The organism is Rhodoblastus sp. (assembly GCF_019449565.1).
In the GTDB taxonomy this organism is placed as follows: Bacteria; Pseudomonadota; Alphaproteobacteria; order Rhizobiales; family Beijerinckiaceae; genus Rhodoblastus.
This window is the reverse complement of the sequence record NZ_JAGRPM010000067.1, coordinates 1-26,110: the sequence shown is the minus strand read 5'-3', so window position 1 is coordinate 26,110 and position 26,110 is coordinate 1. Positions and strand designations below refer to the sequence as shown.

Annotated in this window: 32 protein-coding genes and 1 pseudogene; 22 read left to right on the top strand and 11 right to left on the bottom strand. The window is 59.6% G+C overall.

Annotated elements, in window-relative coordinates:
- Positions 1–589: 589 nt before the first annotated feature.
- Positions 590–970, bottom strand: coding sequence for a hypothetical protein (locus QZ409_RS15725; protein ID WP_296713187.1), 381 nt, complete (start codon positions 968–970; stop codon positions 590–592).
- Positions 971–1,635: 665 nt separating this feature from the next.
- Between QZ409_RS15725 and QZ409_RS15720 the strand changes: the two genes are divergently transcribed.
- Positions 1,636–2,619 carry a transporter gene (locus QZ409_RS15720; RefSeq protein WP_296713186.1) on the top strand — a complete coding sequence of 328 codons (984 nt, stop codon included), beginning with the start codon at positions 1,636–1,638 and terminating at the stop codon, positions 2,617–2,619.
- Between the two features lie 125 nt (positions 2,620–2,744).
- Here QZ409_RS15720 and QZ409_RS15715 read toward each other — a convergent pair whose 3' ends face one another.
- Genes QZ409_RS15715 through QZ409_RS15705 form a run of 3 tightly spaced genes read right to left on the bottom strand, consistent with a single transcriptional unit; the run spans position 2,745 to position 7,221 of the window.
- On the bottom strand, positions 2,745–3,056 hold the full coding sequence (locus tag QZ409_RS15715; protein ID WP_296713184.1) for a DUF3240 family protein: 312 nt from the start codon (positions 3,054–3,056) through the stop codon (positions 2,745–2,747).
- Positions 3,032–6,148, bottom strand: a complete 3,117-nt coding sequence (locus QZ409_RS15710; protein WP_296713183.1) for a CusA/CzcA family heavy metal efflux RND transporter — start codon at positions 6,146–6,148, stop codon at positions 3,032–3,034. Before QZ409_RS15710 ends, QZ409_RS15715 begins: the two co-directional genes overlap by 25 nt.
- A gap of 2 nt (positions 6,149–6,150) precedes the next feature.
- Complete coding sequence (locus QZ409_RS15705) at positions 6,151–7,221, bottom strand: HlyD family efflux transporter periplasmic adaptor subunit (RefSeq protein WP_296713182.1); 1,071 nt, start codon at positions 7,219–7,221, stop codon at positions 6,151–6,153.
- Positions 7,222–8,295: 1,074 nt separating this feature from the next.
- Between QZ409_RS15705 and QZ409_RS15700 the strand changes: the two genes are divergently transcribed.
- The 13 genes from QZ409_RS15700 (at position 8,296) to QZ409_RS15640 (ending at position 17,839) form a co-directional block, all read left to right on the top strand.
- Positions 8,296–8,982 (top strand): response regulator transcription factor, encoded by a 687-nt coding sequence (locus QZ409_RS15700; RefSeq protein WP_296713180.1) that lies wholly within the window; start codon positions 8,296–8,298, stop codon positions 8,980–8,982.
- Positions 8,975–10,378, top strand: coding sequence for a HAMP domain-containing sensor histidine kinase (locus QZ409_RS15695; RefSeq protein WP_296713179.1), 1,404 nt, complete (start codon positions 8,975–8,977; stop codon positions 10,376–10,378). The genes QZ409_RS15700 and QZ409_RS15695 overlap by 8 nt, the downstream gene beginning before the upstream one ends.
- A gap of 250 nt (positions 10,379–10,628) precedes the next feature.
- Entirely contained in the window at positions 10,629–11,831 is a 1,203-nt protein-coding gene (locus tag QZ409_RS15690; RefSeq protein WP_296713178.1) for a site-specific integrase, read from the top strand.
- 90 nt (positions 11,832–11,921) lie between these two features.
- On the top strand, positions 11,922–12,617 hold the full coding sequence (locus tag QZ409_RS15685; protein ID WP_296713177.1) for a hypothetical protein: 696 nt from the start codon (positions 11,922–11,924) through the stop codon (positions 12,615–12,617).
- Positions 12,618–12,713: 96 nt separating this feature from the next.
- On the top strand, positions 12,714–12,911 hold the full coding sequence (locus tag QZ409_RS15680; RefSeq protein WP_296713175.1) for a helix-turn-helix domain-containing protein: 198 nt from the start codon (positions 12,714–12,716) through the stop codon (positions 12,909–12,911).
- A 232-nt stretch (positions 12,912–13,143) separates the two neighbouring features.
- Positions 13,144–13,344, top strand: a complete 201-nt coding sequence (locus QZ409_RS15675) for a hypothetical protein (RefSeq protein WP_296713173.1) — start codon at positions 13,144–13,146, stop codon at positions 13,342–13,344.
- Complete coding sequence (locus QZ409_RS15670; protein WP_296713171.1) at positions 13,341–13,661, top strand: hypothetical protein; 321 nt, start codon at positions 13,341–13,343, stop codon at positions 13,659–13,661. Before QZ409_RS15675 ends, QZ409_RS15670 begins: the two co-directional genes overlap by 4 nt.
- Positions 13,648–13,884, top strand: coding sequence for a hypothetical protein (locus tag QZ409_RS15665; protein WP_296713158.1), 237 nt, complete (start codon positions 13,648–13,650; stop codon positions 13,882–13,884). Before QZ409_RS15670 ends, QZ409_RS15665 begins: the two co-directional genes overlap by 14 nt.
- Positions 13,881–14,288: a hypothetical protein gene (locus QZ409_RS15660; RefSeq protein ID WP_296713155.1), complete on the top strand. Its 408-nt coding sequence runs from the start codon at positions 13,881–13,883 to the stop codon at positions 14,286–14,288. Before QZ409_RS15665 ends, QZ409_RS15660 begins: the two co-directional genes overlap by 4 nt.
- On the top strand, positions 14,288–15,169 hold the full coding sequence (locus QZ409_RS15655; protein ID WP_296713190.1) for a toprim domain-containing protein: 882 nt from the start codon (positions 14,288–14,290) through the stop codon (positions 15,167–15,169). The genes QZ409_RS15660 and QZ409_RS15655 overlap by 1 nt, the downstream gene beginning before the upstream one ends.
- Positions 15,170–15,246: 77 nt before the next feature.
- A complete protein-coding gene (locus QZ409_RS15650) occupies positions 15,247–16,428 on the top strand; it encodes an AAA family ATPase (RefSeq protein ID WP_296713153.1) in 1,182 nt (393 codons plus the stop codon).
- Between the two features lie 371 nt (positions 16,429–16,799).
- On the top strand, positions 16,800–17,426 hold the full coding sequence (locus tag QZ409_RS15645) for a winged helix-turn-helix domain-containing protein (protein WP_296713150.1): 627 nt from the start codon (positions 16,800–16,802) through the stop codon (positions 17,424–17,426).
- A gap of 131 nt (positions 17,427–17,557) precedes the next feature.
- A complete protein-coding gene (locus QZ409_RS15640; protein WP_296713149.1) occupies positions 17,558–17,839 on the top strand; it encodes a hypothetical protein in 282 nt (93 codons plus the stop codon).
- A 97-nt stretch (positions 17,840–17,936) separates the two neighbouring features.
- Here the strand turns inward: QZ409_RS15640 and QZ409_RS15635 are convergent, their stop codons facing one another.
- The gene (locus tag QZ409_RS15635) at positions 17,937–18,215 is read right to left on the bottom strand and encodes a hypothetical protein (RefSeq protein ID WP_296713148.1); all 279 of its coding nucleotides are present in this window, start codon (positions 18,213–18,215) and stop codon (positions 17,937–17,939) included.
- Positions 18,216–18,430: 215 nt separating this feature from the next.
- Here QZ409_RS15635 and QZ409_RS15630 point away from each other — a divergent pair, with 215 nt between their 5' ends.
- The 3 genes from QZ409_RS15630 to QZ409_RS15620 are packed head-to-tail and all read left to right on the top strand — an operon-like array spanning position 18,431 to position 20,457.
- Positions 18,431–18,634, top strand: a complete 204-nt coding sequence (locus QZ409_RS15630) for a DNA-binding protein (RefSeq protein ID WP_296713147.1) — start codon at positions 18,431–18,433, stop codon at positions 18,632–18,634.
- 39 nt (positions 18,635–18,673) lie between these two features.
- Positions 18,674–19,303: a hypothetical protein gene (locus QZ409_RS15625; RefSeq protein WP_296713146.1), complete on the top strand. Its 630-nt coding sequence runs from the start codon at positions 18,674–18,676 to the stop codon at positions 19,301–19,303.
- Positions 19,300–20,457: a hypothetical protein gene (locus tag QZ409_RS15620; RefSeq protein WP_296713145.1), complete on the top strand. Its 1,158-nt coding sequence runs from the start codon at positions 19,300–19,302 to the stop codon at positions 20,455–20,457. Before QZ409_RS15625 ends, QZ409_RS15620 begins: the two co-directional genes overlap by 4 nt.
- Before the next feature lie 348 nt (positions 20,458–20,805).
- On the opposite strand, the gene QZ409_RS15615 is transcribed toward QZ409_RS15620, so the two are convergent.
- The 3 genes from QZ409_RS15615 to QZ409_RS15605 form a co-directional block, all read right to left on the bottom strand.
- Positions 20,806–21,198: a type II toxin-antitoxin system HicB family antitoxin gene (locus QZ409_RS15615; RefSeq protein WP_296713143.1), complete on the bottom strand. Its 393-nt coding sequence runs from the start codon at positions 21,196–21,198 to the stop codon at positions 20,806–20,808.
- Between the two features lie 4 nt (positions 21,199–21,202).
- A complete protein-coding gene (locus tag QZ409_RS15610) occupies positions 21,203–21,409 on the bottom strand; it encodes a type II toxin-antitoxin system HicA family toxin (protein WP_296713189.1) in 207 nt (68 codons plus the stop codon).
- A gap of 1,136 nt (positions 21,410–22,545) precedes the next feature.
- A complete protein-coding gene (locus QZ409_RS15605) occupies positions 22,546–22,779 on the bottom strand; it encodes a helix-turn-helix transcriptional regulator (protein ID WP_296713142.1) in 234 nt (77 codons plus the stop codon).
- Between the two features lie 91 nt (positions 22,780–22,870).
- Here QZ409_RS15605 and QZ409_RS15600 point away from each other — a divergent pair, with 91 nt between their 5' ends.
- Genes QZ409_RS15600 through QZ409_RS15590 form a run of 3 tightly spaced genes read left to right on the top strand, consistent with a single transcriptional unit; the run spans position 22,871 to position 23,806 of the window.
- On the top strand, positions 22,871–23,287 hold the full coding sequence (locus tag QZ409_RS15600) for a hypothetical protein (RefSeq protein WP_296713141.1): 417 nt from the start codon (positions 22,871–22,873) through the stop codon (positions 23,285–23,287).
- A gap of 14 nt (positions 23,288–23,301) precedes the next feature.
- Positions 23,302–23,514: a hypothetical protein gene (locus tag QZ409_RS15595; protein WP_296713140.1), complete on the top strand. Its 213-nt coding sequence runs from the start codon at positions 23,302–23,304 to the stop codon at positions 23,512–23,514.
- The gene (locus tag QZ409_RS15590) at positions 23,501–23,806 is read left to right on the top strand and encodes a hypothetical protein (protein ID WP_296713139.1); all 306 of its coding nucleotides are present in this window, start codon (positions 23,501–23,503) and stop codon (positions 23,804–23,806) included. The genes QZ409_RS15595 and QZ409_RS15590 overlap by 14 nt, the downstream gene beginning before the upstream one ends.
- A 164-nt stretch (positions 23,807–23,970) precedes the next feature.
- Here the strand turns inward: QZ409_RS15590 and QZ409_RS15585 are convergent, their stop codons facing one another.
- Together QZ409_RS15585 and QZ409_RS15580 are read right to left on the bottom strand one after the other, a co-directional pair.
- On the bottom strand, positions 23,971–24,351 hold the full coding sequence (locus QZ409_RS15585) for a hypothetical protein (protein ID WP_296713137.1): 381 nt from the start codon (positions 24,349–24,351) through the stop codon (positions 23,971–23,973).
- Complete coding sequence (locus tag QZ409_RS15580) at positions 24,348–24,536, bottom strand: hypothetical protein (RefSeq protein ID WP_296713136.1); 189 nt, start codon at positions 24,534–24,536, stop codon at positions 24,348–24,350. The genes QZ409_RS15585 and QZ409_RS15580 overlap by 4 nt, the downstream gene beginning before the upstream one ends.
- A 60-nt stretch (positions 24,537–24,596) precedes the next feature.
- Here QZ409_RS15580 and QZ409_RS15575 point away from each other — a divergent pair, with 60 nt between their 5' ends.
- Positions 24,597–25,064, top strand: coding sequence for a hypothetical protein (locus QZ409_RS15575; protein WP_296713135.1), 468 nt, complete (start codon positions 24,597–24,599; stop codon positions 25,062–25,064).
- A gap of 90 nt (positions 25,065–25,154) precedes the next feature.
- A complete protein-coding gene (locus QZ409_RS15570; RefSeq protein WP_296713133.1) occupies positions 25,155–25,340 on the top strand; it encodes a hypothetical protein in 186 nt (61 codons plus the stop codon).
- Positions 25,341–25,810: 470 nt separating this feature from the next.
- Here QZ409_RS15570 and QZ409_RS15565 read toward each other — a convergent pair.
- Positions 25,811–26,110, bottom strand: a pseudogene (locus tag QZ409_RS15565) (cobyrinic acid a,c-diamide synthase); the annotation flags it as partial.

The following is a 26,110-nucleotide window of genomic DNA, read 5'->3' as shown; positions in this document are numbered from 1 at the left end:
CTACATGACGCTTGAGACAATGGCGCCCTTGAGCGATGATCCACTCGTCAGCCTGCCAGTCGCGGCCGCCTGACACGTCCCGGCTCGGCCTGGAAAACGACGGAGCCCACCGTCAGCTACACCACCAATTGGGACACGATCTCAAGCATGGCTCTAAGCTCCTGTTGCGGGAATACCAGCAAGGATTGAGCCATATGGGAGAAAGCCGGCGCCACGCACGTAAGGTCGACGCCCCGTCCTTTCGCGAGAAGCTCAAAACACGCAAAAACGACGCGAACAAGGATGTTGCGCGACGCGCGCTGGATGCTTGAGGCGCTTGCTGGCGCCGAATGACTGTTGCGGAACAAGTCAGTACTCACATTTGTGGGCGCAGGCCCCTTTTAGCCGGGAACCGTGATCATCATCCCAAGAGGCGCATGCTCATTTATTTTAGGGATGCCTCCTGGCGGTCTCAAAACCTCACAGGCTTCCGCCTCAAAACCGCTTTGCACAATTCTTAATTTCTGCACGGTGCGCAAAGCCTCCCTTTTTCGGAGGCGCTAAGCAAGAATGAGTTTTGAGGAAATCACTGGCGCCGTTTTCAATCCTTTCACGTGACCTTCTTGATTAATGGCGCTGTTTTTATTTTTTTGACGTAAGAAAAATAAGGGTCTAAGCTAGCAATATTTCTTAAATACTCCAGTGTTCCGCGGACCACATCACGACATTGGTTTAGAACATTTACAATTTCATCGATGCCGAGCGAATAGGTCGACTCAGCAGGATGGACATACCGATTTCGCTGTTGTCTCAACTTGCTCAAATCTGACCAGTTTTTGGTTTGACGAAACGACTCGGGCGGATGCGCGCAAAGCCTGCACCAAGCCTCGATGCGGTCGTCGAATGGCGCTGTGCTTTGAATCTTCCGGAAATCCTCGGTCGTCGTAATTTCGGAGTTGATCTCAGCAAGAACAAACGTTGCATGCCCCAAAAACGCGTCCACGAGTGAGATACACACTTGAAGATATGTCCGGTATGCTCGCGCAATCAGTGATAGTTGATGTTCCGAAGAAGCTGCGACAGCTTGCTGTCGATAGTATAACACGTCCCCTGCCAAAGCTACGACGGGATACTCAAGTATACCATCTCCATCTATGGTCGCTGTATGGCTCACAACAGTAACACTAATCCTGGCAGCGCCTCTCATAGAGACGCCCAAAGTCATAGGCGGGGGCATAAGACGATCAGAGTTATCGACCAACCCTTGCATCAAGGGTGGTACCCCGGTTACACGGGCCTGCTGCACTTCTGTGCGGAGATTTACGATGAACGGCTTCCCCCAGTCGAAATGGTGACGCTCTTACCGGACGCCAGCTTGACCGACCCGGCTGTGTGACGGTCGGAACTCTACAGGCGGGAAAAAATGAGAATGTCATCCCGGACGAGGCAGGCCATCGAACAGCGGCGCTTGCTTCACCGCGAACTCGCCGCATAACATTCGCCCCGGGACGAGGCTGATTTTCTGCTAGATAAAGCGCCTTTCCGCGCCAAATGTCCTGACGATGGGCAATGCCGCACGAGCCGTCTATGAGCATGATGATTTCTGGGGTTCACAATCGAGCCGAACACGCCGGAAAGTGGGGAACTGCGGCGCTGATGATAGTCGTCGGCGTTTCGGGCGTCGCCTACGCCGACGAGGGCGGCACCAGCTTCTGGACGCCGGGATCGTTCGGCAGCATGGCGGCGGTTCCCACCTCGCCCGGTTGGTCGGTGACGGCGTTCCACATCCATTCCAACACCAGACAGGCTGGCGCCGCGACTTTCGCTCAAGATCCGGTTCTCGGCCTTCTGCCTGCAAATGCGATGGCGACGCCATTCGCCAGGCAATACAACCAGTCGAACCAAGACTATATCACGCCGACCTACACCTTTCGGGAGCCGGTGCTGGGCGCGCAATTGGCGCTGGGCGTCACTGTCCAGGCCGGCGTCACCCAAGCAACCTTGAGCGGAAAATGGCTGGGCGTGACCACCCTCCCCTCCGGCAAGGCGCCTTTCGCGCAATTCGGGACCAGAGATGAGGCCATTTCCGGTCTCGGCGACATTGCGCCCGAGGCGACGCTGAAATGGTCGTCTGGTGTTCATAATTTTATAGCCTATGCGAGCGTCAACATGCCCGCCGGCCAATTCAATCCGAACCGGCTTCCCAATATCGGCGCCGGCCATTGGGCGGTCGATGGCGGCGGCGGCTATACCTATTACAACCAGAAGAGGGGCTGGGAATTTTCCGGGGTTTTGGGTTTTACCTATAATTTCATCGACCCTCAGTCCAAATATCAGGACGGGATCGACATGCATTTCGATTGGGCCGGCTCCTATGCCTTCAACGACAAAGTGTCGGTAGGCGCGGTCGGCTATGCCTTTAGACAGATCAGTTGCGACAGCGGGGTCGGCGATACGATCGGATGCGTGGCGTCGCAGATTTTCGGCGTTGGACCACAAGTGACCTATAATTTCCCGGTCGATGAATGGCAGGGGTCTCTCAACTTCAAGGTCTACAAGGAATTTGGGGCGCAGAACCGCGCTGAAGGCTGGAACGGGTGGATCACTTTGACGCTCAATCCGCCCGCGCCGCCGTCCTGACTTGACTATCAACGAATTCCTGCCGGCAGCTGGCGCCGCCCGCCAGGCTGGCCGCGAGACCGGCGAAAGGATCTGCGCGCTCGAGGCTCGTCACGGGGAGATCCCTGCGTTCGTTCCGCTGGAGGTCACTTGAACAGTCCAAAGCTTTCGACAGGCTCAACCCAATAGGCCAAGTTGGGAACGGAGATTCGCTCATGTAATTCGGCAAGCAAATTTTGTAGGCGGGCGCGGCTGAGAACTACGAACAGGAGCCGGCGCTCGACCCGGCCGCGAACCATTTCACGCGTCGTTGCGCCCTCGAAACCGGCGCCATGGCCTTCGGCGCGCAGGCTTGTGAATCCCGACAGGGGCGGGTGCGAGGCGAGCAGGAAGTCGAGGATCAAATCGTCCGCCGCTTCCGGATAGACGAGCGTCAGTTTACAGAGTTCAGAATCCATTGCGGTTTCCGCGATTTGCGCCGGGCGGCGTCATCTCGTTGCCCGAAACGCCTGAAGGTGATGGGAAGCAGCACCAGCGTCAGCAGGGTCGACGTGATCAACCCCCCAATGACGACGATGGCCAGCGGCTTTTGAATTTCGGAGCCCGGGCCCGAAGCGAACAACAACGGCACGAGCCCGAGCGCGGCGATGCTCGCTGTCATCAGCACGGGGCGCAGCCGCCGCAGAGCGCCGTCGAAGACCGCGACCTCGATCGGCGCCCCCGCATCCATCAGCTGATTGAAATAGCTCACGAGAACCAGGCCGTTCAGCACGGCGATACCCAGCAGCGCAATGAATCCCACAGAGGCCGGCACCGAAAGATATTGTCCCGACAGCCAGAGCGCGATAAGGCCGCCGACGAGGGCGAAGGGCACATTCGCCAGGATCAGCAAAGCCTGCTTGATGGAGCCGAGAGTCGCGAAAAGCACGACGAAGATGAGACCAAGCGCGATCGGAACGACAATCGCCAGGCGGGTCGCCGCGCGTTGCTGGTTTTCGAATTCGCCGCCCCAGACCAGCCGGTAACCAGGAGGAAGGGGAACCTGATCTGCGACAGCCTTCTGGGCGTCGGCGACGAAGCCGACGAGATCGCGGCCGCTGACATAGGCTTGCACGATCGAAAAGCGGGAGCCGTCCTCGCGATCGATCTTCACGACGCCGGCCGTTCGCGCGAGTTGGGCGACATCATTGCCGCGGATCAAGCCGCCGTCGCCGGAAGCCAGTTGCATATTGCCGAACGCTTCTGGTGATTCGCGCATCTGTTGCGGTCCGCGCACGACAATGTCGGTTCGGCGGCCCGGCTCGATGACCAGACCGGCCGGAGCGCCTTCGAGCAGCGCGCGCAATTCGTCCTGAATCCGATTTTCAGCCAATTTGGCGCGCCCCAGCGCCATGCGGTCGAGCTTGATTTGAAAATAATCGACTGTTCCCGCCGAGGGCGTCATCACCTCCGCGGCGCCTTGGACCTTCGAAATAGCCGATTTGATGCGGCCCGCGAGCGACGAAAGCGTTTCGAGATCCGGGCCGAAAATCTTCACAGCGAGATTGCCGCGCGATCCCGTCAGCATTTCGGACGTGCGCATTTCGATCGGCTGAGTGAAGGCGAATTCGACCCCGGGATAAGCGGCCATGACGTTGCGCAATTGTTCGAGCAGCAATTCCTTGTCTGGAACGCGCCATTGGTCCCTTGGCTTGAGGACGAGGAAATTATCGGCCTCGTTGAGGCCCATCGGATCGAGCCCGAGTTCGTCGGCGCCGACGCGGGTGACAATCCGTTCGACCTCGGGGACCGTTTCGAGAAGTCGTCGTTGCAGCAAAAGGTCGAGTTCGACGCTATGGGCAAGATTGATCGACGGCAGCTTGGTCGTCTGCATGATGATCGATCCCTCGTCCATCGTCGGCATGAAGGCTTTGCCGACAGCCCCATAGGCCAGCACGGCGGCGACAAGCCCTGCGACGGCGACGAAAATGACCGGAAGCGGGCGTCGGAGCGAGAAGTCGAGCACTGTCCTGTAGATCGGCGCGATCACGCGCATGAGCCACGGTTCGTGATGCCCCTCGACCTTCATGGCCATCGAGGACAGGACCGGAATCAAGGTGAGCGACAGCAACAGCGAGCTGCTCAAGGCGAAGATGATCGTGAGCGCGACCGGCGCGAACATTTTGCCTTCAAGGCCCTCCAGCGAAAGCAAAGGCAGGAAGACGAGGCAGATGATGAGAATGCCGGCGGCGACCGGAGTCGCCACTTCCGCCGCCGATTGATAGATGTGGTGGAGGCGCGGCGTTCGGCTGTCGCCGGAGCGACCGAGACGCTCGACGTTGTTTTCGACCACGACGACGGCGGCGTCGACGATCAGGCCGATGGCGATGGCGAGGCCGCCGAGACTCATCAGATTCGCCGACATGCCGAATCCCTGCATGATGAGGAAGGTCACCAGCGCGGCCAACGGCAAAGTGAGCGCGACAACGATGGCGGCGCGCAAATCACCGAGGAACAGCAGAAGAAGAATCACGACCAGAATCGTGGCTTCGATGAGAGCTTTTTTCACCGTTCCGACGGCCTTCTGGATCAGATCGGCTCGGTCATAGAAGACATGGACCGAAACGCCCGGCGGAAAGCCCTTTTGGAGCTCCGTCAGCCGCTCGCGCACCTCCTTGACGATGGCGCTGGCGTCGGCGCCGCGCAGACCAATCACCAGTCCCTGGACCGCCTCGCCCGCGCCATTTTGGGTGACCGCGCCATAGCGCGTCAGGGCGCCGATGCGCACATTCGCCACATCGGCGACGCGCAGGATTTTGCCGGCCTCCGATTTCAACACGATCTGTTCCAGATCCTGTGGCGCCTGGATCGCTCCCTCCGCGCGCACCACCAGCGCTTTTTCGCCGTCGCTCAGGCGCCCGGCGCCGTCATTGCGATTGTTCGCGGCAATGGTTTCGATCAAATCGGCGACGCCGAGGCCCGCGCCGGCGAGAAGCCGGGAATCGGGAATGACTTCGAACGTGCGGACAGAACCTCCGAGGGCGTTCACGTCGGCCACGCCGGGAATGGTGCGCAGCGCCGGGCGAATCGTCCAGTCGAGAAGGGTGCGCCGTTCTTCGAGCGAAAGGGCGTCGCCCTCGACGGTGAACATGAACACATCCGAAAGCGGCGTCGAAATCGGCGCGAGACCCCCGGAGACATTCGCCGGCAGGTCGCCTCGAATTGCGGCGAGCCGTTCGGAAACCTGCTGACGCGCCCAATATATATCGGTCCCGTCGCGGAAATCGATCGTCAGATCGGCGATCGCATATTTCGCCGACGAGCGGAGAATGGTTTTGCCGGGAATGCCCAGCATCTCCATTTCGAGCGGGGTGACGACCCGCGTTTCAACTTCCTCCGGCGTCATGCCGGGCGCCTTCAGGATCAACTTGACCTGGACCTGGGCGATGTTTGGAAAGGCGTCGATCGGAATCCGCAGAAATGCGTAAAAGCCGAGGCCGGCGAGGAGGCCAGCGACCAGCAAGGTGAACAGACGCTGCGACAGCGAGAACTCGACGAGACGGCGCAACATGCTCACTCTCCGCCCATGATTTTTTCGAGCTGCGCCAGACCGCTGACGGCGAGTTTCTGTCCCGGCCGCAAATCACCCTCAATCGTCGCAATGGCGGCGGTTGTGCCCCGGACCGTGACCGGCACGGGCGTGAAGCCTCCGGCCGTCTGGACGAAGACGTGAGCCGTTCCGCCGATCCACGCGATCGCTTCGGCGGATATCTCGAATTCGTCGCGCGCTGGCGACTTGACGATCGCGATCGACGTCGCCTGTCCAGCGAGATAAAGCGGGCTTGCCGGGATTTCCGCCACCAGGGTGGTAGAACGCGTGAGCGGATCCAGCGAAATTCCGACCGAGATCACCTTGCCGGAGCCGCCATTCTGGAGCTCGACGCTGTCGCCAACCGCGACCGTCCCAACCATTCGCGCGGGCAATTGCGCCTGGAGCCAAAGCTCGCGGCTGGTGTCGATAACCAACGCAGCGTCCATCGCCTGTAGCGCCGCGCCTGGCGTCGCCTTCACTTCGACAATGCGGCCGTCTTTTGGGGCCGTCAAAGCGTAGCTTCCATCCGCGTTGATCTTGATGTTCCCCATCGTCAGCAGCCGCCGGCTTTCATTGACCGTGGCATTGATCTTTTCGACCTGCGCCTCGGCTTCGCCGACCTTGTTCAACGAGACGAGGTTTTTCTGGAACAATTCGCGCTGGCGGCGCGCGAGGACTTCGGCGGCCTGAAGATCGGCTTCGGCCTGCTTGAGGCGTATGACGGTTTCGAAAAGATCTCGGCTCGCCAAGGTGACCAGAACATCGCCCGCGCGAATGGATTGACCGGGCAGCACTTGCGCCGTCAGCACCGTTCCGGAGAACGGCGCGGTGATCGCGATGCGCGTGTTGACGGGCGGGACAATGGTGGCGGGCAGCGTCGTGACAATCCTCTTCGTCGCGACGCGGACATCCCCCACGTCAATAGCCAGGCTACTGATCTGTTCGGGGGTCAATGCGAGTTCGTTTCCCGCCCTGGCGGACGCGCAACCGACGAACAGGGACACGGCCGCCAGCACGACGTTCCGCAGCCAGCGCGAATGAAGGGCGATCATCGGGGACGCCTCTGGGACAAATGTCGTTCTCCTCGACAGGAATCAGAATGGAATTGTTAGCCGGCGCCCTTCGCTCCAGCGCAGGCTAAAGCGGCATTCGGGGCGCGATCTCGCCGGCATGATTGAGGAAGAGCCTTTGTGTGGCGTCCTGCCGTTCGTCGACAGCTTCGTCGCGCTCACCTGCTCTGTCGTGGGAGGCGCCCGCGGCGGGACTTGGTCAGGGGACGTATTGTCTGGATGCGCGATGCGACAGGAGCAACACGTCGACGCAAGGCAGAGGACTTAGCGCCTCAAGCATTGGTTGTAGCTGATCTGGCATTGCTGCCAATGCGAGGAATAGCTGATGCTCCATCGGCCTACCTTCTGCCGGCAGAGATAACGCGTGTCCTCGCAATAGCTTGCTTTTTCGCTCCGAATCCCGGCTTCCCCTGCGCTGACGAATGCGAATTTTTCGGTCGGGAAGGCGGCTGCGGAAGTCGCCGGCGCCCCGAGCATGGCGGTCACGATCAAGAGTTTGCCCCACAAGTTACGATCTCCAGATTTCGACAGATCAGCCTTGGAGCTCAGGCCAAGCGAGACGGCGCGCTCCCGGTGATGATGCTGTTCAGTCCCCCCGCTAACGGTTCAGGATCGCGGGTGTGGAAGCATGATGATGGGACGGCCTGACGATGTCCTGACGAATGCAGCTCATCCGCAAGACCGTCAGGACTTCGTCAGCGCGCGGCCGCAGGTTCAATTATCGGCGAACTTGTCGCGCGTACTCGTCGGGCGACATGGGAACTGCTATGATTTGGGAGAAATTTTCTGGAGTCCTTGCGGCCGGACCTGCGCCCGAAAGCCTCAAGCGAAATGGCTTGTCTGCCTCTGCTGGCCGTCAACAGACCAAGCCCCGCCGCTGCGTCCCACGCCCTCGCGAGGCGCCGTTTCATCGAGACGAATTTATCTTCGGGATGATGATAATGTGGGCGCTTGTTTTCGAGGCCTCGCCCGCGCGCGGCGGGCTCAGCCGGTTCTTTGCCAAGGACGTTGGCGTAGCCCGGCTCAAGCGCGCCCCCTTTGAAATGGATGTCGTCCATGCGAATTCTGCTGGCGGAAGACAATGAGAGGCTCGCAGCCCTTATCATGGAAGGACTGACCGCCGAAGGCTTCACACTCGACCATTTTGGCACGCTCGCGGACGCGGACGACGCCGCCAGATCGGTCAATTACGATCTTATCCTGCTCGACCTTGGCATGCCGGACGGCGATGGCGTCGATTTCATCCGGAACCTCCGGCGGCGCGCCGCCACCCCTGTCCTGGTGATCACCGCCCGAGACGGACTCGGCGACCGCGTCACCGGTCTCGATTCGGGCGCCGACGATTATTTGGTGAAGCCTTTCGAACTGTCCGAGCTGGCGGCCCGGTGCCGCGCGCTGCTGCGGCGGCCCGGAGCCTGTCTCGGCGTCACGCTCAAACTGGCCAATCTGGAGTTCGACAGCGCGGGGCGCGAAGTTCGGGTCGCCGGCAAACCGATCCGCCTGTCGCCGCGTGAGCGCGATCTCCTGGAGCGCCTGATGCGCCGGGCGGGCCATGTCGTCGCCAAGGAAAGCCTTGAAGAGGCGCTCTATTCCTTGGAGGCGCCGGTGACGCCAAACGCGCTCGAAGCCGCAGTCTCGCGCCTGCGCCGAAGCCTGTCCAGCGCACAGGCCGACGTCATCGTCCACACCGCTCACGGGATCGGCTATATGCTGACGGGGAAACAGGCCGCCGACCATGTCTGATCCGGGAAAGAGCGGCTCTGACGCGAAAACGCCTCCCGCCCCGAGTCTCGTCCTCACCCTGTCGCGACGCCTCGCCCTCGTCGGCCTGGCCTTCATGCTGATCCAGCTGCTTGCCGTGATCTCCATGTATGTCAATAACACCAATGAACTCGACCAGCTTCTCGTAACGGCCGAGGCCAGCAAGATCGCCGCGGATATCCCGCGGATTCGCGCCGATGGCGGCGCCATACCGGAGGAACTCCACCATCCGCTTTTCGCGGGCGCGCGGCGCGCTTTCCATATCCATGATCGCAGCGGCGCTATCATCGGGCGATTTGACAATGGCAATTTGACGTTCGGCGAGGAGGCGCCGGCGTCGTTTCTGGTGATCCGGACTCAACGCGAAGAATGGGACGATCACTTTCTCCTGTCAGGGACCCGGCGCGTAATGGTCAAGGGTCAACCCTATTGGATCAGTGTTGCGATCTCCGGAACCGGGTTTCGGCCTTTCATTCCGGTCCTTTATGATGAAGTCGCCTTTCACGTGATCTTTCCAGTGATCCTGTTGTCGGTGATGTTCGTTTTTTTCAACATCAGCGCGGTGCGCAGCACCCTCAAACCCTTGCGAACCGTGATCGACGCAATCAATCAAATCGATCCGGCGCAGATCTCCACGCGTATCGATGCCGCGACGTCAACGCGCGAGGCGCAGGCCCTGGTCGCCGCAGTCAATCGGATGCTCGCGCGCATCGAACGCTCGGTCCGCGCCCTACGCGAATTCGCCGGCAATGCCGCGCATGAATTGCGGACACCACTCGCGATCATGCTGCTCAGCATCGGGAAGCTGCCGGACGGCGACGTCAAATCAAAACTGTTGAAAGACGCCCACGGCATGAAGCGGCTTGTCGATCAAATGCTCGATATGGCCCAGGCGACAGCCCTCGAAATCGACGGACGGGCGCTTGTCCCACTGACCGCCGTCGCCCGCGATGTCGTGGCCGATCTCACGCCCCTGGCGATCACGCGCGGGCGATCGCTGGTCTTTCACGACACCGGCGCGCCCGAGATTCGCGGGCACAGCGACGCGATTGGTCGGGCGCTGCGAAACGTCATCGAAAACGGCCTGGCCCATAGCCCGGCGGGCGCCGCTGTCGAGATCTTCAGCGGACCGGGCCCCTGCTACACCGTGCGCGACCACGGGGCCGGCATTCCGGAAGACCGGCGCGCCAAGGTCACGGAGCGCTTCTATCGCGTCAACCAGAGTGGCAATGAAGGCTCGGGACTCGGCTTGGCCATCGTCCTCGCGATCATGGAAGCCCATGGCGGCAACGTCGAAATCAGCGCGGCCAACGGCGGCGGAACGCTCGTCCGCTTGAACTTTGGCGCCGGCCGTTCAGTCCCGCTTGGCAGCACTTAAAAACGCCTGTCGTCCGATAAGATCGGCGCGCCCGCCCCCTCAAAAAGGGCATTCAATTTCAAAGGCTTGTTTCGGAACAAAACCGAAATGGTGGGAGAGGTAGTCCGCCCACCTATTGATCGCCCCTGATCGTTGTCGTCCGAGATATCCCTTTTTTTCTAGGGTATTGCGCATCATGCTGTCTTTCGTTGTTCGTCCTTATTCGCTATAATCCGCATAAATTTGGGGGACCAGCTGGGGGACTAAGCGGGTGGCCGGAACATTGACAGCGCGAAAGGTCGCGACGGCGGAGCCTGGCGAGTATTGCGATGGGCGCGGCCTCTATCTGTGCGTATCGGCTAACCTTTCACGCTCCTGGGTTTTCAGATTCTCTTGGAAGGGCAAGCGGCCCGAAATGGGTCTCGGATCCTACGATGACGGAATCAGCCTAAGCGATGCCCGCGACGCCAGGGACGAAGCGCGCCGTATTTTACGCTCTGGTCGAAATCCTATTCACGTCCGGCGGGAAGAGCGGCGCGCGGAACAGGCGAAACGGACCTTTGGGGAAGTCGCCGACGAGTTAATCGCGGCCAAGTCCTCCGAATGGCGAAGCGCCAGACATTCGGATCAATGGCGCTCATCGCTGGTCGAAGCAGCAGCAGCGCTCCGGCCAAAGCCGATCGACGAAATCGACACAGAGGCTGTTTTGAGCGTCCTCAAGCCGATTTGGGCGGACAAGCCTGAATCCGCATCAAGGCTTCGCCAGCGTATTGAAGCTGTCCTCGATGCCGGCAAGGCAAAGGGACTTCGAGATGGTGAAAACCCGGCGCGTTGGCGCGGACATCTGGCCCATTTGCTGCCGAAGCGGACGAAACTGGCGCGCGGCCATCATGGGGCAATGCCTTACGCCGACATTCCGGCTTTCATGACTCGATTGCGCGAGAATGAGAACATAGCGGCGCGCGCTCTCGAATTCGCCATTCTGACGGCCGGTCGCTCCGGTGAGATATTCGGAGCGAAATGGGATGAAATTAACCTGGAAGCCAACGTCTGGACCATTCCCCCCCAACGCATGAAAGCCGCGCGCGAACACCGGGTTCCGCTCTCTTCTCGTGCCGTTGCAATTCTTAATAGGCTCATCGAGGTGAAGACCGGCGATGTTGTTTTCGAAAGCCCGAGAGGCGGTCAGCTCAGCCATATCGCCATGCAAAAAGTATTAGCGCGCATGGGGATGAAGGGCGCCACTGTCCACGGGATGCGTTCCGCTTTTCGTGATTGGGCCGGCAATGAAACTCATTTCCCGCGCGAAATCGCCGAAGCGGCGCTCGCCCATGTCGTGGGCGACGCGGCCGAGCAGGCTTATCGACGATCCGACGCACTCGAAAAGCGGCGCGAGCTAATGACAGCATGGGCGAATTATTGCGAGCCAAAAGGCGGCTCGAATATTGTGAAGTTGGCGCAACAGCGTGCATAATTCCAATCGCGCGGATAGGACGGCCATCCGACAAGCCGGGACGCATCGCCCGGTTTCCGCGTGTTTCTCCGATGCTGGCGGATGCGCGCAATGAGTAAATCCGATCATGAATTTGAGGCGCCTTCGACGCCAACAAATAAACCAATTCTCGAAACTCTTGCTGATATTCCCATTCCGTCGTCAAAATTCTCGACTGGGTATTCGCCAACAGGCAATGAGCTTATTGAAGAGCGGAAATATCGTGACGGGCTTATGCAGCTTTTCCAAGAAATCGCGAGCCATGCGCTACTGAAATATGACCACTTGGAACCGGAGGAAAAGGCCGAATTACATAGCGCCTATCGTCAGCTTGTGTGGGCATTGCGTCCCGCAATTTTTCAGGAAGACGCGCACCACAAAGTTGACCGTGTGGTGTTTCTCGACGCCATCCGAGACGCCCTCGTTATTGGTGCGATTGCTGGCGATGCGACAATAGTCAATCGAGCAGAAGCGATTGCAAAAAAGTCCGAGCGCGACGCCAGGGCCGCAGGGGCGCGCGCGGCAAAAACAAAAGAAAAAGATCGCTGTCTTATTGTTGTTGAGCAAGAAATCAAAGCCATAGAGACCAAACGCAGATTCGCGGTAAGCGAAGAGTTTGCTGGATTCATCCGGCCGGGTATTTTGCGCCGTTTGGGAGTGTCGGAGGAGAAAGACAAACCAGATTCGGTTTGGCCGACAAAAAGTACAATCAAAAGCTGGCTGAGCGATATAAAGAAGGGCAAAACTGGTAGTATTGCCCCCATGTAGGGCAATTGTAGAAGAGTTGCCCTATACGATTGCTGACATAGGCATAAATCCGCGCTCACCTATACGCCATCGCAACCCATAAGGGACGCATGGCAGATGACCCCTCAATCTCTTGACAAATCCATTGAACGCCGCGCCTACCGCGTGAGCGAATTTTGCGCGGCCTACGGCGTCAGTCGCAGCACGGTTTACAAGCTTCAAGCAAAAGGCAAGTTGCGGACGGTGCTTATCGCCGGTCGCCGCTTGATCCCGGTCGAAGCGGCGGAAGCTCTGCTGAACGGGGGCGCGAAATGAGCGCCCCCGGAAAATTTCTTCGCCGCGACGCTGCGGCTGAATACTTGAAAAGTCGATATGGCTTTTGCACCAAGAGTAGCTTGGCCAAATACGCGTCGGAAGGCTCCGGCCCCGAAATGCAGTATTACGGACGCGTCCCTCTCTACCCGATTGAAGGCCTCGACCACTGGGCGGAATCGCGTCTCACGGCCCCGGTCAATCGCGCGCGCCCTCGCGTGGAGGTCGCTGCGTAATGACACAAGACATGAAGAACCCGGCAGCGCTGGCAGGCGCGAACCGGGTCCGGAATTTGATCATTGCGACGATCGATCCGGAGAATAGCCCCCCAAATCTCGTTTTGCAATTTCTTCGTCGCCGCTACGGCGTCGCGCCGGAGGTTGCCGCGACCATCGCCGCCCTTGCCGGGCTCGGACCGCGCGAGGTGCGGTCATGAATCGGCATAGTCTCCCCAATCGTCGCGCCCATGAAATCATCGAATTCGAGTTTCGCGGCCTCGCCTACACCGCCGGCTTCGGTCATTTCGAAAATGGCGACCTGGCCGAAGTCTTCCTCGAATGCGTGAAAGCTCAATCGCAGAGTGCGGCTGACGCTCGCGACGCCGCCGTCTGTTTGTCGATCGCGCTCCAGCATGGCGTCCCGGCTGAAGCCATCCGCAGCGCCGTGACGCGCGACGGCCATGGCGAGCCTTCCGGCATCGTCGGCGCCGTGCTCGACCTCCTGCATGGGGGGCGCGCCGATGCGGCTGAATAATATCCTTCCCTTTCCGCAGCCCGGCGAGCACCTGGTTCTTGATTGCGGCATCATCCGGGGCGGCGAAAATTGCGGACGCCGCACGTTCTGGCTCGATTTTCACGACAAGGATGGCGCGACGATCGTCTGGTCGGGATTTTCGCGGGCTGACGCTCTGGCGGCGGCTCGCGAGTGGATCGCCGATGGCGTTCGGCTGATCGACAAGACGGGGGGCGCGAAATGACCCCCAAGCTTGCCGACCGCCTTTCGAAGTTGATTCCTCGGCTGGCCACCGATGCCGATGGCGAAGTCCTTGCAACCGTGCGGGCGATCCGCACGGCCCTTCAAAGCGATGGGCTCGATCTTCATGATCTGGCCGCGTCGATCGCGAAAAGCAAAATCCCGGCCGTTTCGCGCGCGCCGCAGATTTCCCCTGCTCTGACCTGGGCCGCTCTCACGCACCAAGAGCGCCTGGCGTGGATGAAGGTGATTCTTGCGGCCGAGGATCTTGGGCCGCTCGAACGGGACCGGCTCCGCGACCTCGGCGAGGTGCTCCGCACTGGCTTGTATTCCAAGGTCCACTACCGCCGCGTCATGCTGTTCGATGCACAGCTTGCGCGCGCTCATGCCCGGGGGAAACGCCCTTGATGGACCTCCGCGCCATTGCCGCCGCTCTCGGCGGCGAAATCGCCAGCGGTCAGGTCATCGCGCCCGGCCCCGGCCATAGCCCGCGCGACCGCAGCATGACAGTCCGGCTGTCGCCGACATCGCCGGACGGCTTCATCTGCTTCAGCCATGCCGGTGACGATTTCCGGGACTGCCGGGACTATATCAGGGCGAAACTCGGCCTTGACCCGAACGGCTGGAAAAAATCCAACGAGCCGCGTTTTCAGCCCGTTCGCTCGCCAGCTTTGGCGAGCAATGTCTGTTCCGACAAAGAGACAGGGAAGGCCGAAGCCTTGGCGATCTGGCGCGCGAGCGTCGATCCTCGCGGAACGCTTGCCGAGCGCTATCTCAACAGCCGGTGGCTTGAACTGGCCGACGATCTCGCCGGCGAGGTATTGCGCTGGAATGTCAGAATCAACGCCCTTGTCGGCTTGTTCTGCAATGTCCACACCGGCGAACCGCAGGCAATCACCCGGATCTACCTCGACCGTGAGGGGCGCAAGATCGGCCGCAAGTTCAAAGGCCCGGTCGGCGGCGCCGCTGTCATGCTGGATGACCATGCCGCGCCGATCTACGGCATTCATATCGGCGAAGGCGTCGAGACCTGCATGGCCGGCCGCCAGCTCGGATTTAAGCCGGCCTGGGCGGTTGGCAGCGCCGGGGCGATTGGAGCCTTCCCACTGCTCGCCTGCATCAACAGCGTGACCGTCTTCGCGGAAACGGACGACAACGGCGCAAACGCCAGGGAGATCGAAAAGCTTGCGGCGAGATGGGGCGAAGCGGGGCGCGAGGTCCTCGTCGTCACGCCGGAAATCGGCGGCGACATGAACGACGCGCTGCAGGCGAAACGGAGGACGGCATGAACTATCCGCCTCCGCATCCGGAAGACAGCCGCGTTGTCCGCGTCGAGAACTACAAGGCGGCGCCGCGGCGCGCCGGCGTGGTCGACTTCGATGAAGGGTATGAACCGCTAGGCGAGCCGGCGGCGCCGCACGGGGTGAGCCGCCCTGCGCGCATCGTCGCCAAGCCTTTCCGATGGATCGAGCCAGAGGCAATTCCGCGCCGACAATGGCTCTATGGCCGCCATTATATCCGGGAGTATGTTTCCATGACAGTCGCGCCCGGTGGCGTGGGCAAGTCCTCCCTGTCCATCGTCGAGGCCTTGGCGATGGCGAGTGGCAAAGCATTGCTCGGGATTGAGCCGTGCGAACGTTGCCGGGTCTGGCTGTGGAACGGCGAAGACCCGCAGGACGAAATAGACCGGCGCGTCATGGCGGCGGCTATTCACTACGGCCTGAAGCCCGAAGATTTTGAGGGCTGGCTTTTCACCAACAGCGGGCGCGAGACGGAAATCATTCTCGCGACGCAAACCCGGAATGGCGCTGTGGTCGCTGTTCCTGTCGTCGAGGACATAACCGCCACCATCCTGGCGAACAAGATCGACGTCGCCATCATCGATCCGTTTGTTTCGTCTCATCAGGTGGCGGAAAACGACAATCCCGCCATCGATCGCGTCGCCAAGACCTGGGGCAAGATCGCAGGCGAAACGAAATGCGCGGTTGAGTTGGTGCACCATTCCCGCAAGGCCAACGGGACGGAGACCAGCATTGACGACAGCCGGGGCGCGTCATCACTTTCCGGCGCCGTGCGATCAGGCCGAACCCTCAACGTCATGACGGAAGGCGAGGCCGAACAATCCGGCGTCGAGGCCAGACGCTCTCACGTGCGTTTAGACAGCGGGGCAAAATCCAACCTTTCGAAGCCGCCGGAAAAGGCGTCTTGGCTGAAGTTGATTTCCGTCGACCTGGGCAACGGCGACGAGGTGGGCGTCGTCACCGCGTGGAAATGGCCCGATCCGCTCGAGGGGCTTTGCATCGACGATCTGCGCGCCGTGCAAACGACGGTTGCCGGCGGAGAGTGGCGGGACAGTATCCAGGCCAAGGACTGGGTAGGAATCGCTGTCGGGCAGGCCCTGCGCCTCGACGCAAGCGACAAGAGAGACAAGGCGCGCATCAACGCCATGCTCAAAATTTGGAAGAAGAGCGGCGCACTCGTCGTCGTCAAACGGACCAGCCAGAAAGGCAAAGATCAGCCATTTATCGAGGTCGGGAACAAGGTATGACCCCCACCTTGGTTTCTGGCTGGAAACCTTCCCCACCCCCACCCCCACACCCCTATAGAAGGTGGTGGTGGGGGTAGGGTTTGGCCCCCACTTTCCCCACCTTTCCCCACCCCACTTTTCAAGGTGGGGGTAAATCATAGGGAGATGGCAAGGCATGGCGAAGGGCGAAGGCATAACGCGAAGGGCGATGACGAAGGGGACGATGAAGGCAAGGAAGATGGCGAAGGCGAAGGGAGATCGACAGATAGGCGGGAAAATCGGGCGGGTCCCTCTTAGGGCGCCCCAGGCCACGCGGCGGCGGCAGTCCGAGAAAACGCTAGTCGGGGTTTGGATTTTTTAGCGGCAACAGTGGCAACGGGGCAACGATGGCAATGGTTAAGGGGAGCGACAACGACGAATGGCTTTGGCTCAATATTTCCGACCTGGCTCGACTGCGCGGCATTACAAAAGGGCCGCTCTCGCGTCGCGTGAAGAGGCTGGAGGAAGGCGGGTTCATCGCGACGAAGACCGGCGAGCGCGGCCAGAAGCTTGTCAACGTCGCCGAGTTTGACCTGGCGGCAGAGCGGACGGTTGACGCTATCCGCGCTCAGAACGGGCGCAAGCCTCGCAAGGGGCCCGCTCCTGTCGCGGATAAGGCCATGTCTCCACCGATGGGCGACGGCGAAGACGATGATTTTTCGCCCGTCCTTGCGAAAGAGCAGGCGCGCCGCGTCGCATATCAAGCCGACCTCGCCAAGTTGCAGCGCGACGAAAAGCTGGGGAAGCTTCTGCCGATCGAGAATATCGCGGAAGCGGCGGCGCAATGCGCCGAGGCTTTGAACCGGGTGATTGACCAATTGCCGGCGCGCGCGGACGAGATCGCGGCGGCCGTGGCGAAAGATGGCGAGGCTGGCGTCCGCAATTTCCTTCGCTCCGTCGCGCGGGACATGCGCGAACGCCTGGCGGACGAAATGCAGCGGTTGGCGACCATGAGCGGGGAAGCGCCGGGCGGAAAATAGCGACCTAAGAGCTTGGTGTTCGGGCTGTGAACCAGATCACAGTCATTGTCTCCAATTTGCGTATCATCTCCTCGGTGACTGGGAAAATCAGCAGTCAACCATCTTGGCGCGATGCGCCAATAGGAGGCGCTATGACGATTCGCTTTTCGAAATTCACCGTGCTGGCCCTCGCCGCCATCCTCGGCGGCGCGGCGGCCCTCGCCACGAATATTGGTCTCGTTATTGGCGGCGCCTCCCGCTCCACGTCGACTCTTGCGCAAGCGATCCCGCCAGCCTCGACAGCTTCCCGTCAGGCCCCCGCGTCAGCTCCGCCGGAAACGATGAAGATCGTGCCTGCAGAGGTGATTGAGTCCAACCCCCAAGACTTCATCGGAACCGGAGATCAAAGCGCAGGCTACTGGACCCGGCCTTGATTCGAAATGTTGTTCCCGCTGATTACGTCTCAGAAGATCGATAATGGACGCTAAGGTCACGGCAGCCGCGCCAGCGGCGCTTTTGATGAAAATCAACTCAGCGGAAACTGGTGTTTTGGTGCTGTTCCACTGATGCAAAAGATTCGCTTGGCCCTGCATGAAAAACTGGCAGCTGACGCGCGCCCATCCTGTTCGCAGCCAAATGAAACGAAATGGGCGGCTGATCGGCCGCCCTCACGCTGCTGATGAATCCCGTCAATTTCTGGCGGGGTTTTTCTTTGTTGGATTCACGGATTTCCCCTTCCCGCCGACAGCGGCCTTCGCCTTTGGGTATCAAGTGTTCGGTATGCACCACTAGATCGTCATCGGAGGTCATCGTTACAGCGCGGCCCTCGCGCTCAAGTGGCAGGCGATAGGAAAATAAATATTGGAAAAATCAAATCATAGAAACAAGTCCTGACGATAGATGGAATTAGCTGGGATTATATGGCGTTTACTTGCACTATATGGCGTTAACTCATTGATAATATTGTAATTTTCTAGATTTGCGCTATGATCCAAATCAGACAATTTGGACGCGAGGCGCTCACAATGAATAAACCCGCCTACTTGATCAGCGAGCTTGTCGCGCTCGGGCCGCTCGGCCGCTCGAAAATCTTCACCGAAATCCGCGCCGGCCGTCTGCCCGCCCGCAAGGCCGGCAACAAGACCGTCGTCATGGCCGACGACTACGAGGCCTATTTGAACAGCCTCCCGCCGGTCGAGCCGCGCCCCACCACCAAGAACCGCACCTGAACCACGCAGCGCAGCCCGCACGCTGTGACGGAGGAAAAAATGACTTTCAAACTTGACCTGTTCCGCAAATCACTATCGCGCGCCGCTTCGCCGGATCGACGGTCGGATGTTGATTCCGCCGTCGCCGCCGCCCTGGCGGAGATCGCGCGCGCCGATGCTGAGATCGAACGTCTAGCGAACGCGCGTTCGCAGGTGCTGCTCTATGAGACGGACGCCGCCCTCGAAAGGCACGATGCGCTGGTGAGCGCCGAGACGCGGTCGCGTGATCGCGCCGTGGCTTTGCGGGATGAACTGACCGCCCGCCTGGCGGAGATCGAAGCCGCCGAGCGCACCATGGAAATGGAACAGGAACGCGCCGAGGCCGAAAAACTGAAAGACGTGGCCTGCGCTGCGCTCCAGAAATATCCGGTCCTTGCCGAGCAGATCGTCGACGTCCTGACTGCGGTCGCAAGGGCGGACGCCGCAGCCCTCGCTCTGGCGCACAAGTACCCGCACCTCCCGCCTATCGATGACGCCGAGACAAGTGTGCGCCGCGATCAGGGCGGGTGGGCGCCGTTGCGGCTCGACGCAACTTTGACTCTGCCGGGCTTTTTGGGATCGGAGCCGCCCGTATACGCCCCGCGCTCCAAGGGTGAATTGCTGACTCGCACGAAGGAATCGCACCAATGACTATGACTTATTCGCCTGGCAGATCGTCGCCCCAATTGCGCGAGGCCATGGTTGACGGCCTCGTGATGCGCGCGCTCGGTTACGTGCCGAACGGCAAGAACGGGACGCCTAAGATCGCCAATGAGCAGCGCTCGCGCGAATTCGCCAATATGGGCCTGTTGGAGATGGGCGCGGAGCTGGCTGGCGTGCCCAATGCGCACCGCATGTCACGCGTTCGCCTCTATGATGAGCTGATGCAGCGCTCGATGCTCGGCTCGTCCGATTACCCGCTGCTGCTCTCGGCCGCCGCCAATAAGTTCCTGCTGGCGCAATATCAATACCAGCAGCCGTCCTATCGCAGCTTCTCGGCCAAGAAGACCTTCAACGACTTCAAGGCGCACAACTTCCTCCGCGTCGGCGATTTCCCCGTGCTGGAGCAGCTTTCCGAAGGCGGCGAGTTCCGCAACGGCTCGATCTCGGAAAACCGCGAGCAGGTCTATGCGCTGACTTACGGCAAGATCGTCGGCCTGTCGCGCCAGATGTTCGTCAATGACGACCTTTCGGCCTTCGCGGATCTGACTGGCATGGCCGGCCGTCGCGTCGCGGATTTCGAGAACTCCATCGCCTGGGGCGTGATCCTGTCGAACACCAAGGGCGGCCCGGCGCTTTCGGACGGCGGCAACCTCTGGAACAATACGGTTGTGACCACCGCCGGCGGTCACGCCAACCTCGCCGGCACGGCCGCCGCCGTCACCGTCGCGTCGATCAGCGCCGGCCGTCTGGCGATGCGTCAGCAGAAATCGCTCGACGGCATTCCGCTCAACGTCAATCCGTCGATCATTGTCGCCGGTCCCGCCAAGCAGACCGAAATCGAAACGCTGCTTTCGACCTCGCTGCTGGCGACCCAGATCAGCAACATCAACCCGTTCAACGGCGGCGGCATGACGAGCCTTCGTCCGGAGATCGACGCCTATATCACCGACAACGCCTGGTATCTGTTCGCCGATCCTGCGGTCGCGCCAGCCTTCGTCTGGGGTTATGTCTCCGGCTTCGAGGGTCCGCGCTTCGCTATCGATCAGCCTTTCCGAATGGATGGCCTGAGCCTGAAAGTCGCGGAAGACTTCGGCTTCGGCGGCGTCGACTGGCGCGGCGCCTACCGCAACGCCGGCGCGTAACCCTATGGAGGGGAGCGTCCCTTTCGGAGGGCGATGAGAGCAGCCCAATAACGAGAAGCCCGCCTCCCTGCTCCCCTCCGCCTCGGCGCGGTAGAGGGTCAAGGCGGGCAAGCTCTCACGGCCGCCCCGGATGTACGGGCGGCCGTTTCTGTGTCTCGCCTATGTGCGTTTGAGCGTGTCGGCTGATTAAGCCGCGGCGTCGTCAGCGTCGACGCGTCGGCGGAGTTAAGTCGCCGTACGCCGCCAGGGAATTCCCGCGGGAATTCCCCTATGGGCGACGAGTGGGCGGCTAAAGCGGCATCGTCCACATGCTGAAATCCGGCGGCTGTTGGATCTCGCCCGGGCAAATTACGCTGCCATCGCCTTTTTTGCCGCCATCGCCAAAAAGCCGGAACGGGTAAAGCCATTCGCTGTCGCAAAAGTGTCGATGGCCTCGAGGAGATCTTCAGGCATCGTAATGTTGATGCGCACTGTTTTAGCTGCGTGGCCTGAGACAGAAACCAGGAATGCGACAGCCTTACGGTTCTCCGCTTCAGCCATGATGGCCTCAAGCGAGGAAGGTTCGGGAATGGGATCGCCATCCTCGGCCAAGCCTTCAATATGAAGGGCTAGAGCCTCTTCCGCCATGCGGCGAGCCTCATCGAGGTTTGCGCCGACGGTGACGCATCCCGGAAAATCCGGGAAAGACACGCCGAAATCGCTGTCGGCGTCTTTATGAATCAGCGCGATGTATTCGCGCATAGGGTCACCTCAGTTCGATCTTGGCCTGCTTCTCGATGCTCTTGAGAGTACCAATCGGCAAGTCCCCGTTATGGCGCGGGACAGTGACGCGGCCCGGGTTCGTCGCGTGCTTGAACTGCACGTGACTTCCTTTCTGCCGGACCTCGCGCCAGCCAGCCTTGCGAAGGACAGCGATCACTTCCCGGCCCGTCCAACGCCTATGTGTATTAATACACACTGACGGGTTTTTCAAGGGCGACTGCCCGCATGGAAGCGCATGCAGCGATTGGTGTGCAGCAGCAGAGCCATTCGAATAAGCAACAGTACGCATCGCGCTACCCTCACTAATATGCAGTTTATCGTGTAATAATGGCACAAACAAGAGCATATGTCAATAAATAAATAATATAGAATAACCTATATGGTTAATTACGCTAATAACAAAATAGTCAAGCTGGCCGCTTTGCTCTAATTTATATTTTTATAGATGCAATTATTCAAAATATATTGGTTAGATATGGCGGTCTATGCCGCATGCAATGCTTACTGATTTCCCAACAAGTAGGTGGCGTCGGCCGCGAATGCGGTCGACAACAATTCTCGATGAAAGTCTGTGGAGCTTGTTAAATGATTTAAGCTGGATCCGTGGTTCTGTAACGGGGCGTTACAGAACTGTTTTGCGAGGGGCTCACAAGTCCGCTCGCGGCAACCAAGCTGGATCCGTAGTTTTGTGACTGCGTTCACAAAACTAGCTTGTTACATCGACGTAACAAAACGAGTCCGTTCGCGGCGAGGCGGATGGCCTCAATTCGCGGATCCTGGCGGCAACAATTCTCGATGAAGGTCGGTGCGATGGGAGCGATTGTAAAATGATTTTACAATCTGTAACCCTGCGTTTGTTAGAAGACGCTAACAAACCGGTCTGTTCGCAGCGAGGCAGATGGCCTCGGTTTTGAGACACTTTGTCTCAAATGCTTTTGCGACATTCTGTCGCAAATACTTACCAACAGCATGTCGGCAAGTTTGGGACATCATGTCCCAAAGTTAGGGATGTCTCGCCGCAGGGTCCTTGGTTCGTGAGAATTACATACTCTCACTTGCCGACCCCAGGACAGGAATTACTCCTCTTAGATCGTGTCAGGATGCCTGACACGAAATGATAACTCAAGGGGTTGGCGAGGCGACAGAAAGTTAACGTTAACGCGCCGTCTCCGTTGGATCTGGCGGGCCGATTGAGCTTGAAGCCTAAGCTGTGGCGCAGAGGGAGTGTCTGAATACCGGCGCCGTCCTCGATCGCGAAGGACTCGGCGAGTTTTCGCAAGCGGATAGGTGGTGTGATCGGCATATTTTTATACCGTTATAGAAACATTATTTTCGCTTGAGCCTGACGCCAGGCCCTTCGCCATTCTCTGCGATGAAAACCACGCCCGCGGCTTCGAGCGCCAGGCGTAGCGCCGCGAGTGTGGCAGCGTGCGGCTCACGGGCGGCCCTTTCAAAATCAACGATAGTGCGGAGGGACACGTTCGACGCGTTCGCCAGATCCTCGCGGGACCATCCGATTAGGGCGCGAGCGGCCCGACTTTGAGCGTCTGAAATCGTCATCCGATAAAGTTGCACTTTTTATGTTGACAATGGAAGGGCAATATTGCACTTTAATTGCGTACATAGCACTTTTGTTGCCAAGGAGCAACCCATGTCGAAAACCACCATTTCGGCGAGCGCTACCGGCTTGCCTTCTCGCCGCCTATTCCTTGCCGCTGGATCTGCGGCCGCCGTCCTGGGCGCTCTATCGACCGCCGCCAGGGCTGAGCAAGCCGACGCCAAATTGATCGAGGCGGCTCGCGCCGGGATCGCGGCCGAGGAAGAATATGCGGCCTTGTGCTGGAAGGACGAGGACAGCCCGCTCCTGTCAGTTTTGAACGATCGCCAGTCGGATCAAACGCTTTTGGCGGCGTCACTCCCGGCGACGACGCGGGAGGGCCTGCGGGCCAAGGCTGAGCTTTTGCGGTCCAGTCTGCCAAAAGGTTTTAAGCGCGACGATCTCGCCGATCTGGCGGAAGACCATGAGAAGCTCGCATGGTCGCTCGTCGCCGACGTTCTCGCACTGTGATCGGGGCTGAAACAATGCTGACCAAGACCGAACAAAATATTTTCGTCCTCAAGGAAATTCATTGCCGGATCGATGCGATCAACGCCGCCGTTCAAGGCGCTGACTTCAACGACCACAGCCAGCAAAGGGGGATTTCAGGCCTCTTGGGCGACATGTGGTGCAAACTCGACGATTTCATCAAGGAACTGGAAGGCGAAGCGGAGGGCGAAGCCAATGGCCAAGATTGATTACGACAGGATCGACAACGATCTGAACGAAATGAAGTGGATGTCTATCATTCTGGAGGACTACCTGGACGATATCTGGAAGGCGAAGGCCAACGCCGATACTCGGAAGATGTTCAATCTTCCCGACATCGGCAAGAACGGCTTTAGCCTCTATTTCATCGACGACCAAACGACGGAACTCGCCACGTTCGCAGCGCTGAAGCTCGGCGACATGATACGCAAAGCCATCAAATCCTATGAGGAAATGGTCAAGGAAAACGACTCCACAAAGGCGAAGGAGTCCGGACAATGAATGGCGTGTCCGATCACTTCTCCGACCCCCATCAAGATGCTGAAACTAAAACATTTTAGCATCTTGATGGGCACCAAACGCCGAGAAGACTCACACCCAAATGAGAGCCCAGCCGCGCGTTGGGCTTTTTCTTAGCCCCTCAAGCGCGCGGTTGCGCGACGGCATTACCGCCTCATTACAAGGCCGCGAACGACGGCGCCGCTCGCCCCGAACAGATTGTCCGCGTCCTCGCACCATTTCGCCCGACCAACTTCCGCCAAGCCATTCGTGTACATGCTCTTGTGTTTGGCGAGCTGCGCATCGACGTATGGCTCTTCGGTGTCCTGGATCTGCGCGTTCATCCGCATGTTGAGAAGTGCGACCATATTGGCCTTTAAATCAGGACAGTTTTTTTCAGCGAAGACGCTTGTGGCTATGGCTAGCGCGTAGCCGTCGACTAAATCCTTGTGATCGATCTTTGGCTTTTTGCCGTGGCTGGCAGCGAAGCTGAGGGAGGGGGCGAGGCAGGCGGCGAGAAAAACAATAACTGGAAAGCGCATGATCAATGCCGATGGCCATAGTGGTAGGGGTAATGATAGACCCCGCCAGGATGCTTGGCGAAGCAGCTGGACCGTTTGCAATGTCCCGATCCGAAGCCGCTATAGGACCGCGAATCATAGCGGGCTTCGGCGGGAGCGGCGATGAGAAGGATCGCCGCAGCGAAGGTCCCAAATACGATTTTTCGAAGCATTGATTTTCTCCGCAAAATCCGGCCCAGGTGGCGGCCGGCGAACAATCACAGAGCTTAAGCTTGTCCCTGTCAATCGTCATTCGCAGATCCTTCGCGTTTTCGCTCGGCGTCACGACCATCTTGACGTTGTCCGTCCCCGCCACAAAAGCTGAGGGGCTTCCACTCAATCCTGATGTTACGCAAACGACGATAGGTCAAACGATCTGCCAGGCCGGCTGGACGCGGACCGTCCGCCCATATGTTTCGACGATGAAGCAGATCAAGGCCGAAATGCTCGCTGCCATCGGCGAACCCATCGAGCACCGCAACCATTACGAACTGGATCACAAAATCCCGCTCGCGCTAGGCGGTGCCGTCATCGATCGACGCAACCTTGCCCTTGAGCCGATCGACGAGGCCCGGGAAAAGGACGCCATTGAGGTTTGTCTGTCGTCTCTCGTTTGCCAAGGCAAAATAGAGCTCGACGACGCTCAGAGCGCAATTTGGGAGGACTGGCGAAAGGCCGGAGAATTGTGCATTACGAATTGAACAAAACTTGCTGGATCAGCGCCGATGATTTTTGCGTGGCTGGAAAAGAGAAGACAGGCGCGAGCGCTAGTCGAAAGCGATGCGACAGCAATGATCGAACAGCACGGCGGCTCAGCTTACCACGTCGCGCGGGACCGGGCCCTTGAGCAGCGCCTTCACAAGATTATCGACGCCGACCGGACGCCTGAGCATTGGGACCAGGTTCGCTTTGCGATCCGCAAGCGGTTTCGGCACCAGGTCATCGATACCGCAACGAAATACCTCCGGGGCCGTTGATGCTTGGCTCTGATCCCCTAGCCCTAACCGTTGCGGAATTGATGGAGCGCGGCGAGAGCGAGCTGAGCGCGTCTTGCGGTTTCTGCGGCGAGAGCTGGCAGTTGCCGATCGATTTTTTGCCACCGGCGACGACCATTCGGACGATTGGCCAGTTGGTCATCTGCCCCGTTTGCGGCGGGCGGGAAACGATTGCTTTAATTGGATCGCAGACTAGCGTTTCGCATTTGCACTAGTGTCTTAGTGGGGACGAGAGCGCTCGGCAGGCGAAGATCTCTTTCGAGCCGACTGCATCGCGGGGCCACGGACACGACGACGGCTATCGGCGGCGGATTGCGGTCATAAGCCTAAGGTCTGGTTAGGGACGGAGAACGGACCGAGAGGCTACGAACCTCGCCCGCACTTGCCGCGAACGCAGCCAAAAAACGTTTGGCGCCATCCCTTTTGGGCGCGGATGGCAACGGCTTTCGTCATCATGCGGCGAGCTCCCTTGACCGCAGGATGACCTGTTCGGCCAGTTGGCCTATTTCGCGGCTGGCCTCGCTGCGGGGCGCGCCCTCGATCACCGTCAATCCGGCGGCGGCGGTTTCGACATAGGCGACCCGCTGCATCAGCGGCGTCGGCAGGGCCGCCATATCGGGAAAAGCATCCAGCGCTGCGACGAAATCCCGCCCGATCACCGTATTGGCGATGCGCCGGTTGACGACGAAAGCGGCGCGCAGCTTGTTGTTATATTTGCGGCCGTCGCGGATCAACTCGACCGTATTGGCGGT